Below are 12,020 nucleotides of genomic sequence, written 5' to 3'. Positions count from 1 at the left end.
GACTATTTTGCTTGGCAAGCCATGCCGCTTCGGGACAAACTGGTCAATCCGCGTGCCAGCCTCAAGGAGAATCCGAAATGACCTCTAACGTTTTTTCCGGCTGCATGCCGGCGTTGATGACCCCGTGCACGCAGGACCGCCAGCCTGACTTCGACGCGCTGGTGCGCAAGGGACGCGAGCTGGTCGCGGCCGGCATGTCGGCTGTCGTCTATTGCGGCTCGATGGGCGACTGGCCGCTCTTGACCGACGAGCAGCGCATGGAAGGCGTCGAGCGCCTGGTGAAGGCCGGCGTGCCGGTGATTGTGGGAACCGGCGCGGTCAACACCGCCAAGGCCGTGGCGCACGCGGCGCACGCCCAGAAGGTCGGCGCCCGGGGCCTGATGGTGATCCCGCGCGTTCTGTCGCGCGGCCCCTCGGTGACGGCGCAGCGCCATCACTTCAAGGCAATTCTCGCCGCCGCACCCGACCTGCCGGCGGTCATCTACAACAGCCCCTATTACGGCTTTGCGACGCGAGCGGAACTGTTCTTCGCTCTGCGCGCCGAACACCCGAACCTGGTCGGCTTCAAGGAGTTCGGCGGCCCATCGGATTTGCGCTACGCGGCGGAAAACATCACCAGCCGCGACGATGAGGTGGCGCTGATGATCGGCGTCGACACCGCCGTCTTCCACGGTTTCGTCAATTGCGGCGCGTCCGGCGCCATCACCGGCATCGGCAACGTCCTGCCGAAGGAGGTGCTGCACCTTGTCGGGCTGAGCCAGGCCGCGGCCAAGGGCGACGTCGAGGCCCGCCAGCGCGCGCAGGAACTGGACGCCGCGCTCGCCGTGCTGTCCTCCTTCGACGAAGGCCCCGACCTGGTGCTCTATTTCAAGCACATGATGGTGCTGAAGGGAGCTCCGGAATACAAGCTGCACTTCAACGAGACGGATGCCCTGACCGACAGCCAGCGCGGCTATGCCGAGGCGCAGCTCAAGTTGTTCGACAGCTGGTATGCCCAGTGGTCGAGGCAACCCGGCGTGATTGCAAGGTCTGCCGCCTGACCCGGCCAATGCGACCAGGCGGCCATGGTACAGCCGCTGGTCGCATTGCAGTGTTGGGCAGCGGCTATCTGATTTAGAGCATGATCCCTAAAAGTGGGAACCGGTTTTCGGAAAAGATCATGCTCCAAAAAATTAGATCAGGATGACGTTTCAACCAAACGTCATCCTGATCTAGTGCCTGACCATCCCGGCGTCTACATTCAGCGTCTGGCCGGTGATCCAACGGGCGTCTTCGCTCGCCAGGAACGATACGACATCGGCGATGTGCTCGGGCTGGCCCTTGCCCTTCATCGCCTGCAGCATCTCGACGAAGCCGAACGCCTCGTTGTGCGGGCTCGCCTTGACGCCGTCGCTCTCGATCAGGCCGGGTGTCACCGCATTCGCCGTGATGTTGTATTTGCCGAGCTCGGTGGCAAGCGCCCTGGTGAAGCCGATGACGCCACCCTTGGCCGCGACATAGGCGGCCATGTTCGGCGTGCCTGCAAAGAAGGTGTTGGAGGCAATGCTGATCACCCGCCCGGCCTTGCCCGCCGCACGCATCTGGTCCGTGCCGGCGCGGGTGACGATGAAGGTACCGGTCAGATTGACGTCGATGATCTTGCGCCAATGGTCGAGATCGACGTCGTCCCAGGCGACGAACGGCACTATGCTGGCATTGTTGACCAGAATATCGATGCCTCCGGTCAGCGCCTGGATTTCGGCGAAGAGTGCCTTGACCGAGGCGGGATCGGATATATCGGCGGCGATCGCCCTCGCCTTTCCGCCGATCGCCGCGGCCGCCGCCTTGGCACCTTCGGCATTGATGTCGCTGACGATGACCGTCGCTCCGTCGGTGGCGAGCCGCGCGGCGATCGCCTTGCCGATACCCTGTGCGGCGCCTGTAACCAGGGCCGTCTTTGCCGCAAGCCGTTCAGTCATGAAAATGCTCCCTCAATCCGTTTTCTGGTGATGTCTTTTCAGGCGTCGGCGTCGATAACGGCCAGCGCCGCCTCGATGCCTTTGCCGATCGCGAGTTTCTGGCCGGCCGCGTTCATGGCACCGCCAAGTGCCGTGAGTGCGGCGATCGCATAGATCGGCTGGGCGGTCGGTCCCATATGGCCGATGCGCGTCAGCTTCCCCAATGTCTCGCCGCGGCCCGACGAAAACACCACGCCGTAGCGGGCGCGCGCGGCCTGGCGAAGCGCCTTCTCGTCGACACCTTCGGGGGTACGGACGGCGGTGGTGGTTGGCGACGCGATCCTGTCGCTGGCGGCCCAGATCGACAGGCCCATCGCGGTGACGCCCGCGCGCATGGCCCTGGCGGTGAGCGCGTGGCGCGCCCACACCGCCTCCGGCCCCTCATTGAGGTAGAGGTCGAGCGCGACGTCGAGCCCGTTTATCTCCGAGACCGACGGCGTGAACGGAAACGGCTTGTCCTTCGACCAGGCATTCTCCCAGTCGACGATGCTCAGCATCGAGGCGCGCGGCGCCAGGGGATTGGCCTTCATCTTGGCCCAGGCCCGGTCGCTGACGCCCATCATGGTGAGGCCGGGAGGGGCGCCCAGGCATTTGTTGGGGCCGGTGACATAGATATCGGCCTTGCAATCCTCGGGATGCGTCTTCATGCCGCCGAAGGAGGAGACCGCGTCAACGATAAGATAGCCGCCATGCCCAGAGACCAGCGCGCCGATGGCGTCGATCGGATTGATGGTGCCCGACGGCGTGTCGTGATGGCAGACGGACACGATGGTGATTTCCGGATGCGCCTTGAGCATGTCGGCCACCGCCTGCGGGTCGATCGCCTCATTGTAGGGCACTTCGATTTCGAGCAGATGCGGCGAATAGCGTTTCGCCCAGTAGCCGAAGCCCTTGCCGTAGACGCCGGAAGCAAGATTGAGCACGACATCGTCTGGTGTGATCAGCGACGCCGCCGCCGCCTCGAGGCCGAGCACCGGCTCACCATGCAGGATGACCGGCTTGTTCGACAGCCGCATCGCCTTTTGCGCCTTGTCGACCACACCCTCGTAGAAGAGCTGGAATGCCGGATCGTAATCGTAGAGAACCGTGCGGCCGAGTCCGCGCAGCACTTCGGGATAGGCGTTCACCGGCCCCGCGGTCAGCGTGATGACCGGATCGGCATGTTCGGGATAGCGCATCATCTTGTCTCCGGATTGGCGGCGGTCAGCCGTAGAATTGCGTGCCGGTCCTGTAGGTCTTGAAGTTGTCCATGTCGTGCGAGTACATCAGCTCGGCGCCGTGGTCCTCGGCGAGCTTCTTCACCTTGCGCATCGAATTGACACCTGCCACCGGGTCGATGTGGAAGGCAGCCTGGCACAGCGTCTCAAGGCTCTTCTGGGTATAGGCAGCGTCGATGGTGAACATGATCGGCTTGCGCTTGGGGAACTCGACCAACAGGCTGTAGTGGCCGATCGAATGGCCGGGCGTCGAGATCAGCTTTACGCCCCTGGCGAGATCGACGTCGCCGTCGATGCCCTCAAAGGTCGAGTTGGCGCGCGTCGTGCCTTCCAGAAGTTGCGCGGTCGCGCCACGCGCTTCGGCGGCCTCCGCCGAGAAGCTCAGGTCGGAATAGCCGAGATGCTCGAAAGGCTGCGGATTGCAGGCCTGCGGCACCTCGGTCCGGTGGCAGATCTTCTTGGCGTGTGGAAAATACTTGTTGCCGCCGCAATGGTCGAAATGGAAATGCGAGTTGACGACGACGTCGATATCCTTCGGCTCGAGCCCGAGCAAGGCGAGCGCGCCAGGAATGGTCTGGTGCTTTTCCTGGATCGGCTTCTCGAAGGGCAGCACCTTCATGACGTGGTCGTAGTCGTAGCCGGTGTCGATGAGGAACCGGCCCTCGGCATGCTCGACCAGTATCGAATAGACGGGGAAGCGCACTTCGCCACCCGGCCCGCGATTCCAGAACACGTGATAGCCGTCGAGAACGAGCGAGCCGCCGTCGAGCAGGTAGACCTTGGTATCCGACATTCTTGCCTCCTGTTTTGGCGCGGGTCCCGTCCGCGCGTGAATTGTGGTCAGCGCGCGCCGCGCTCGTATGGAATGCCAAGTGCGGCCGGCAGGCTGGCGCGCCGGCCGAACAGAACCAGCATGATCATCACCGCCAGGAACGGCAGCATCTGAATGATGTCGGTCGGTATGTTGATGCCCGCCACCTGCATGGCCGTCGTCAGCGACAGGCAGACGCCGAACAGCAAGGCGCCGAACAGCACCCAGACCGGACGGCCGCGCGCCAGCATGGCCAGCACGATGCCGAGAAAGCCGGCGCCGTTGGTGATGAACGGAATGAACAGACCCGCCCCGACATTGGCGAGATAGGCGCCGCCGAGCCCGGCCAGCGCGCCGGTCGTCAGCACCGCGATCGTCCGGGTCCTGATGACGTCGATACCGGCGACGTCGAGCGCGGCCGGCTTGTCGCCGGCTGCCTGCAGGTTGAGGCCGAGCTGCGTGCGCCGATAGAGGTAGCCCATGGCGAACACCAGCGCGACAGCCAGATAGACGATCAGATGATGCTTGAAGAAGGCGGGCCCGATGACCGGAATATCCGACAGCAGCGGAATGACGGTGGCGTCCGCCGCCGGCAGGCGGGGATAGCTGCGCGAGAATTGGAAATGATGAAGCAGCGCCGTCAGGCCTTCGAGACCGAGCGTCAGCGCGATGCCGATGACGATCTGATTCAGCCCGATGCGAACGCAAAGCAGCGCCATGATCAGCGCCACCGCGACGCCGCCGGCGGCACCGGTGAGGAACCCCAGCCATAGCGACCCGGAGTAGAAAGCGCCGACAAAGCCGAGATAAGCGCCGGCCAGCATCATGCCTTCGATGCCGATGTTGAGCACGCCGGCTTTTTCCGACATCTGCTCGCCAAGGCCGGCCAGCAGCAGCGGGATGGCGGCGGTGACGGCGCCGAACAGCAGCGCGCTGAGAAAGACTTCGCTGAAGAGCCCGGTCATGCTTCAAGCCCTCCGCGACTGGTTGTATCGATGATCGAAATATTCGGCGAGCGCGAGCACGATCAGCACGATGGAAACCAGCACCAGCGTAAAATGGTTGGGCACGCCGAGCCGCCGCGCCGCGCTCTCGCCGCCGATCGACAGCACCGAGAGCAGGAACACGAAACCGATGGCTGCAAAGCCATTCATGCGGGCGAGAAACACCGCCGGAATGACGGCAAGCCCATAGGCGGGATTCCAGTCGGCGCGGACATTGCCCTGGACGCCGATGATGTCGACGGCGCCGGCCAGGCCGGCGAGCCCCGCCGAAATGGCAAAGACCGCGATGGTGAGGCCGGGCACGCCCAGCCCCGCATGGACCGCCGCGCGCGGATTGGCGCCGACGATCCTCAGCTTCAGCCCGAACGCCGTGCGCGTCATCACCAGATGCACGATGATGATTGCCGCCAGTCCAAGCAGCAGGCCGCTGGTGATGGTCGTTTCGAACAAGCGCGGCAGGCGGTCTTCCACCGGCAGCGTGCGGGTCTGCGGCACGGTCGTGCTGGGATCGCGAAACACCAGCTTGACCAGCACATTGGCAAGCGAGGTGCCGAGGAACGTCATCATCAGCGTGGTGATGATCTCGTTGACGCCCTGATAGGCACGCAGCAGAGCCGGCACCAGCGACCAGATCATCGCCACCGCCATGGCGATGAGGAACGCGCAGAACAGCGCCAGCCAGGACGGCATGATCTCCACCAACACCGGAGCGCTGGCGGCCGCCGTTACTGCGCCAAGCAGGAACTGGCCGTCGCCGCCGAGATTCCACATGCCGGCGCGAAAGGCCACGATCAAGCCGGCGGCAAGAAACAGCAGCGGCGCCATCCGCGTCAGCGTCTGCTGGATACCGAGCGGCGAGAACAGTCCTTTCTCCAGCACGAAGCCGTAATAGGCGAGCGGGTCGACGCCGACGGCAAGCAGGATGCAGCCGGCGATGACGAGAGCGATGAGGATCGGGCCGAGCGTCATCAGCAACCGATGCAGGATGTCGCGACGCGTCGCCGTCCCGCTCGTCGCGTCAAGTGCGGTGGCACTGGCCGTGGGTGCGGTGTCGATGCTCATGCGGCAAGTCCGATCATCAGGCGGCCGATCCTGGTGCGGGCGTCGTCGGTGTTCTCGACGGTGCCGACCAGCGCTCCGTTGGCGATGACGGCGACGCGGTCGCACATGCTCAGCAACTCCTCGAGGTCGGTGGAGATCAAGAGCACGGCAAGGCCGCGGGCCGCCGTATCGCGGATGCGCTGGCGCGACGCCAATGTGTTGGCGAGATCGAGCCCATAGGTCGGCTTGTTGAAGATCACCACCTTGGCGCCCTCTGCCAGTTCGCGTGCCAGAAGTACCTTCTGGATGTTGCCGCCGGACAGCCGGGCGACCGGCGTCTTCAGGCTTGGCGTGCGCACATCATATTCGCGCACGAGCTCAGCGGCACGCTTGTCGATCTCGCTGCGCTGCTCGACGCCGCCGCGCCAGAGGGGCGCAGCGCCAACCTGCTTGAGGAAGAAGTTGATCGAGACCGGGAAGGTGCCGACAGTGCCTTCGCCCAGCCGGTCGTCGGTCAGGTAGCGCAGACCGCACCGACGGCGTTCGCCGACGCTCAGCGCCTCGATGGCGGTGCCCTCCAGCCGCACCGAACCGCTGGTCGCGGCGCGCTGGCCAGCCAGCGCTTCCGCCAGCTGCTTCTGGCCGTTGCCGTCAATGCCGGCGATGCCGAGGATTTCGCCCGGGCGGATGTCGAAGGAGATCGACGACAGGCCGGGCGCATTGCCAGTCGGCGCGACCGCGAGGTCCGCGACCTGAAGCAGCGGAGCGGCATCCGTGCGGACTGTACGGACCGGGCGCTCGACCGCTTCCGGATCGTCCTTCTGCTTGCCGAACATCAATTCCACGATCTCGGAGATGATCGCCTGTTCGCCCAGCGCTCGAAACCGCTCGGGTGGAATCTCGCCGACCTTGCGACCGAGCTTCAACACCGAGATGCGGTCGCCGAAGGCCGCCGCTTCCTTGAGCTTGTGGGTGATGAAGACGATCGCCAGGCCCTGCTCGACAAGGCGGCGCATCAGCGCGCCCAGTTCGTCAATGCCTTTCGGCGTCAGCATCGAGGTGGACTCGTCGAGGATCAGCAGCCGGCTGTTGCGCACCATGGCGCGCAGGATTTCGACCTGCTGCTGCTCGCCGAGCGAAAGCTCCGACACCTTGGCGTGCAGCTTCACCGTGATGCCGAGACTGCGGGTGATCTCGGCGACGCGCGTCTCAAGCTCCTCGGTCCTGGGACGTTGCCACCAGGGTCCGCCAAGCAACAGGTTTTCCGCCACCGTCAGCGTCGGCACCAGCATCATGTGCTGGAAGACGGTACCGATGCCCAGCGCCAGCGCATGGCGCGGCGAAGTGATCGGGGTCGGTTTGCCGTCGACCAGTATGCGCCCTTCGTCCGGCTGCTGCAGTCCCGACAGCATGCCGATCAATGTCGATTTTCCGGCACCGTTCTCACCGAGCAGCACATGCACCTCGCCGGGACGGATCGACAGGTCGATGCTGTCATTGGCAACGATGCCGGGAAAGCGTTTGGTCACGCCTTCAAGCCCGACGATGTCGCGCCCGGCAACGGACGATGAAGAAGAACTGCTCATGAAAGCCCAACACCAAAAAATGGTAATCGGCCGGAGAGGTGAACGGATCACCCCTCCGGCAGCCGACCTTGATCGCCTTACTGGGCGACGCTGGTCATCAGCGCCCGGACGGCGGCGGCGTCATAGACCGGATCGACCTTGATCTTGCCGGAAATGACGTCTTCGCGCAGCGCCTGGATTTCCGTCCAGACATTGTCCGGAATGGCCGCGGTTTTCAGCAGCTTCACCGAGTCGTCCTTGAGGCCGATCGTATAGTGCTTGGTGCCGAACGTGTCGGCCTTCAGGTCGGCGATCATCGCCGCATAGACCGGCTCGATATTCCACACAACCGACGACAGCAGGAAGCCCTTGTCGATCGGCGACTTGTCGCCAATGACATCGATGAAATAGACCTTGCCGCCATCCGCTGCCTTGGTCGTCTCGACCGCCTGCAGCATGCCGAAACTCGAACCGTTGCCCTGGCCGAAGATGATGTCGGCGCCCGACGCGATCACGCTTTCGGTGACGCGCTTGCCGCCGGCCGCATCGCTGTAGGCGGCGGGTCCGATCACCGCATAGGTGATCTTGACGTCCGGGTTTTCCGCCTTCACGCCTTGCGCGAACGCCGCCGACTGCGAATTCCACGATGGCGGTTCGCCCGAGACGACGATGCCGACCGACTTGGAACGCGACATCTTGGCGGCGAGACGGCCGGCGAGATAGGCGCCCTGGTGGCCGCTCAGCGTGTAGTCTGCAACGAGGCCCTTCTCCAGGCCGTTCGGCGTATCGACGATCGCCACCGGAACCTTCAATTCCTTGGCGATTTCAGGCGCGGACGTGTTGTAACCGCTGGCGTGGGCGATCAGCAGGCTGGCGCCGTCGGATGCAAGTTCGCGCAAGGTCGGGCGAACGTCGCCATAGCCGAGCCCCTGGGCCACGACCACCTCGACGCCGGCGGCCTTGCCCGCCGCCTTGGCGGCGTCGATGCCTTGCTGGTTCCAGCCGTAGTCGGTGCCTTCTTCAGGTGTCAGGATGGCGATCGACTTGACTTCGCCGGCAAGCGCGCTTCCCAACAAGACACTGCTCAGTACAACTGCACTTACGCTGCTCTTAAGAATCTTTAACATATTACCCTCTCTGTTTGATTTTCCAATCAATATTCTTATTGTTATTGCGCATAAGCGAGATAGACTGCCCGATGAAAATCTACCCATGGAGATCGGGCAAAGTGAAGATTCGTTATGTCCTTCCGGTGATGCTGGCGTTCACATCCTTCGCCAACGCGGTTGAGTTGCACCATGTCATCGTCCGCAAGGGCACCGACGGCCTCGCCATGGTGCCGTTGACGATTTCGAATGCGGGCACTGAAGGGCTGTCCTGCAATGCGGACTTCGCCCACTGGTATTCGGCCGGGATCGCGACGGTCGAGCCGGGCAAGAGCGCCCGCATCGAGCTCTGGTTCGACCCCAAGACGGGCACGTTCACGATCCTCAACGACAAGCGCGAGAACCTGCCCATCGAGCGGCTGTGGTGCGGCCTGGCTGGCCGCGCATATGCCACACGCGTGCAGATAGCGCTCGACCGCACCGACGCTGCGAAAGGCGGACGCGCCGTGTCCTGCGCCATGGGGCAAGACAGCCTGGTCTGCCGGTAGGCGCTCATCGACTTGTCCGCCCAACACCGCGCGCCTCCTATTTCTTTGCCAGGAACGTGTCGTTGAAGACGTCGTCCGCCGAGAGAGCCGTCTTGAGCACGCCTTGATCGGTGAGCGTCTTCAGCGTTTCCTCCCACTGCGTCTTCGTCATCCAGCCGAGGCCGTGTTCCTTGGTGTCCGGGCTAGTGAAGGTCGACGCGATGTCGGCGTTGATCTGCGCCAGCAGCACATCCTTCTTGTCGGCGTAACCGGGTGCGGCCTTCGCGGTGATCTCGGCGGCCTCTTCGGGGTGCGCCACGACATAGTCAAAAGCTTCCCTGTACGCCTTGACGAAGCGGGCGACGACATCCGGCTTGTCCTTGATCATCGTCTGCGAGGTGAACAGTCCGGAGCCATAGGCCTTCCAGCCATGGTCCGAGCCCATCATGATGCTGAGCGAGCCGGGACCGCCGGCCTTGGCCTCCAGCTCGGGAACCTCGGCATCGACATATCCGACCACCGTCTGGACACGGCCCAGAAGCAGATAGCTTTCATAGGGCGGCGAGACGCTGTTCAGCGTCATGTCCTTCTCCGTCAGACCATTGGCCGCCAGGAAGCCCTTGAAGAAGATATAGGTCGAACCGGCCGGATGAATGCCGATGGTAAGACCCTTGAGATCCGCCGGCTTGGTGAGCTTCAGCGTCTTGGCCAGCGAGATGATCGCCAGCGGCGAGTGCTGGTTGACAGCGGCCAGCGCCACGACGGGAACATTCTGCGACCGGGCGACGGCGAGCGTGGGAAGATCGCCGAAACCGAAATCCGCGTTTTCATTGCCCACCAGCCGCATGGCGTCCGGCGAGCCGGACCCCTTGCGGATCTCGGCGACGTCGATGTCGTTCCTGGCGAAGAAGCCCTTCTCCTTGCCGACGAAGAACATGGCGTGGTTGCCGCGCACCACCCAGTCGAGCTGGACGCTGACCTTGTCCGCCGCCAGTGCTGCGCCGGAGAAGCCAAGCGCACCGACGGCCGCTGCAACGGCAACTGCCTTGATAAGTGAGCGTCTGAGCATTTTTGTTCCCTTTTTGGTTGGTTGATTGAGCGGGCCTAGGACTGGCTGAATTTCGGCGCCCACGGCACCACGATGCGTTCGAGAATTTCGGCTGCGTAATAGAAGGCGATGCCCAGCACCGAAACGAGGAGCAGGGCCGCGAAGACCAGCGCGGTGTCGAGCTGGGTCGAGGCGAACTGGATGACGTAGCCGAGCCCATCCGAGGCGCCGGCGAATTCGCCGACGATGGCGCCGATGACGCTGAGCGTCGCGGCGATCTTGGTTCCGGCCATCAGGTTGGGCAGCGAATGCGGAACACGGATCTTGAACAGGATCTGCGTCGGGCTGGCGCCGACCGAATTCATCAGCGATAGCAGCGAGCGATCGACCGACTGCATGCCCGCCAGCATCGACAAGGTCACCGGGAAGAAGGCGATGACCAGGATCAGGCCGATCTTGGGCGCGAGCCCGTAGCCGAACCAGAGGATGAAGATCGGCGCCAGTGCCACCTTTGGCACGTTCTGGAACAGCACCACCAGCGGATAGAGCGCTCGCCCCAGCCAGTCGAAGCGCACGATGATCAGCGCAATGGCAATGCCGACCACGACAGAGACAAGGAATCCGAACAGGATTTCGCCCGCCGTCACCAGGCTCGCCTGCATCAGCGTTGGCCATTGCGCGACCAGCGATTGCGCGATCTCGGACGGGGCGGGAATGATGAAGGCGGAGATGGCGAAAATCCGTACCACGGCTTCCCACACGATGATCGTCGCCAGTAGAAGAATGACTGCCGGCAGCCAGCTGCCAGTCGCCGCTGCCCAGTTGGAGGCAAGCCGCGGCTCGGAGAGATTGGTGATGGGTTGATCGCTCACGAGGTGCCTCCCGGCTGATGGCTGGCGCGCAGCATCACCCGCAGTTGAACCACCAGCCCGACGAATTCCGGATCTTCCGTCACCGACAGATCGCGCGGATAGGGCAGACCAATGTCGAGGCTCTCGGTGATCCGCCCAGGCTTGATCCCCATTACGTGGACATGGCGCGACAGGTGGATGGCTTCGTCTATGGAATGGGTGACGAGCACGATGGTCTTGCCGGTGCGCTGCCAGATCTCCAGCAGCGACTGTCCCATCGAATCGCGGGTAATGGCGTCGAGCGCGCCGAATGGCTCGTCCATCAGCAGCACCGCCGGATCGAGCGCCAGGGCCCGCGCGATGGCGACGCGCTGGCGCATGCCGCCGGACAATTCATTGGGGCGTTTGTGGGCGCTGTCGCCCAACCCCACCAGTTCCAGCATCTCCTGCCCGCGTGCCCGCAAATCGGCGCGCGAGAGCGATCTGTCGGCGATGCCAAGCAGCATCGATGCGTTGTCGACGGCATTCTTCCAGGGAAGCAAATTGGCGTCCTGAAAGACGAGGCCGATCATGCGCTTGCGCGCCGCCTCGACCGGCCGAAGCCCGGCGATCGAAACGCTGCCGCTCGTCGGATTCACAAGCCCGGCCAGAACCTTGAGCAAGGTGCTCTTGCCGCAACCGGAAGGACCGATAAGGGAGACAAACGACCCTTTCGGGATCGACAGATCGATGTTCTGCAGAACCAGCTGGCTGGCCATGACCACCGAAACACCCTTGGCGGAGATCAGGTCGTCATCGTGGCGGATATGAGCTGGCCGACCGCCTGCTGCTCGAATGGGTTCCATGCGCATGG

General features: G+C 63.7%; 12 protein-coding genes. 2 read left to right on the top strand and 10 right to left on the bottom strand.

Annotated features, from left to right (window positions below; genetic code table 11):
• The first annotated feature begins 77 nt into the window (after positions 1-77).
• Positions 78-1,040: a dihydrodipicolinate synthase family protein gene (locus tag HB778_RS20675; protein ID WP_183456511.1), complete on the top strand. Its 963-nt coding sequence runs from the start codon at positions 78-80 to the stop codon at positions 1,038-1,040.
• 171 nt (positions 1,041-1,211) lie between these two features.
• Here the strand turns inward: HB778_RS20675 and pldH are convergent, their stop codons facing one another.
• From pldH to HB778_RS20640, 7 genes are all read right to left on the bottom strand, one after another.
• Positions 1,212-1,958, bottom strand: a complete 747-nt coding sequence (pldH, locus tag HB778_RS20670; protein ID WP_183456509.1) for a pyridoxal 4-dehydrogenase, SDR-type — start codon at positions 1,956-1,958, stop codon at positions 1,212-1,214.
• 38 nt (positions 1,959-1,996) lie between these two features.
• A complete protein-coding gene (ppaT, locus tag HB778_RS20665; protein ID WP_183465161.1) occupies positions 1,997-3,175 on the bottom strand; it encodes a pyridoxamine--pyruvate transaminase in 1,179 nt (392 codons plus the stop codon).
• A gap of 25 nt (positions 3,176-3,200) precedes the next feature.
• Positions 3,201-4,007 (bottom strand): 4-pyridoxolactonase, encoded by an 807-nt coding sequence (gene pldA, locus HB778_RS20660; RefSeq protein ID WP_183456507.1) that lies wholly within the window; start codon positions 4,005-4,007, stop codon positions 3,201-3,203.
• 47 nt (positions 4,008-4,054) lie between these two features.
• Positions 4,055-4,990: a putative B6 ABC transporter permease subunit 1 gene (locus HB778_RS20655; protein WP_027042522.1), complete on the bottom strand. Its 936-nt coding sequence runs from the start codon at positions 4,988-4,990 to the stop codon at positions 4,055-4,057.
• A 3-nt stretch (positions 4,991-4,993) separates the two neighbouring features.
• Positions 4,994-6,091, bottom strand: coding sequence for a putative B6 ABC transporter permease subunit 2 (locus HB778_RS20650; protein ID WP_183456505.1), 1,098 nt, complete (start codon positions 6,089-6,091; stop codon positions 4,994-4,996).
• Positions 6,088-7,656 carry a putative B6 ABC transporter ATP-binding protein gene (locus HB778_RS20645; RefSeq protein WP_183456502.1) on the bottom strand — a complete coding sequence of 523 codons (1,569 nt, stop codon included), beginning with the start codon at positions 7,654-7,656 and terminating at the stop codon, positions 6,088-6,090. Before HB778_RS20645 ends, HB778_RS20650 begins: the two co-directional genes overlap by 4 nt.
• 77 nt (positions 7,657-7,733) lie before the next feature.
• Positions 7,734-8,708 carry a putative B6 ABC transporter substrate-binding protein gene (locus tag HB778_RS20640; RefSeq protein ID WP_244661545.1) on the bottom strand — a complete coding sequence of 325 codons (975 nt, stop codon included), beginning with the start codon at positions 8,706-8,708 and terminating at the stop codon, positions 7,734-7,736.
• Positions 8,709-8,863: 155 nt separating this feature from the next.
• Here HB778_RS20640 and HB778_RS20635 point away from each other — a divergent pair, with 155 nt between their 5' ends.
• Entirely contained in the window at positions 8,864-9,289 is a 426-nt protein-coding gene (locus tag HB778_RS20635) for a hypothetical protein (RefSeq protein ID WP_244661544.1), read from the top strand.
• A gap of 37 nt (positions 9,290-9,326) precedes the next feature.
• Here the strand turns inward: HB778_RS20635 and HB778_RS20630 are convergent, their stop codons facing one another.
• From HB778_RS20630 to HB778_RS20620, 3 genes are read right to left on the bottom strand one after another with little or no spacing between them, the layout of a single operon-like run.
• On the bottom strand, positions 9,327-10,337 hold the full coding sequence (locus tag HB778_RS20630; protein WP_183456496.1) for an ABC transporter substrate-binding protein: 1,011 nt from the start codon (positions 10,335-10,337) through the stop codon (positions 9,327-9,329).
• Between the two features lie 35 nt (positions 10,338-10,372).
• Entirely contained in the window at positions 10,373-11,188 is an 816-nt protein-coding gene (locus HB778_RS20625) for an ABC transporter permease (RefSeq protein WP_183456494.1), read from the bottom strand.
• The gene (locus HB778_RS20620; RefSeq protein WP_183456492.1) at positions 11,185-12,018 is read right to left on the bottom strand and encodes an ABC transporter ATP-binding protein; all 834 of its coding nucleotides are present in this window, start codon (positions 12,016-12,018) and stop codon (positions 11,185-11,187) included. The genes HB778_RS20625 and HB778_RS20620 overlap by 4 nt, the downstream gene beginning before the upstream one ends.
• Positions 12,019-12,020 lie beyond the last annotated feature (2 nt).

Source organism: Mesorhizobium huakuii, from assembly GCF_014189455.1.
In the GTDB taxonomy this organism is placed as follows: Bacteria; Pseudomonadota; Alphaproteobacteria; order Rhizobiales; family Rhizobiaceae; genus Mesorhizobium; species Mesorhizobium huakuii_A.
The sequence above is the reverse complement of the archived record's forward strand: the minus strand, read 5'-3'. Positions and strand labels throughout refer to the sequence as shown.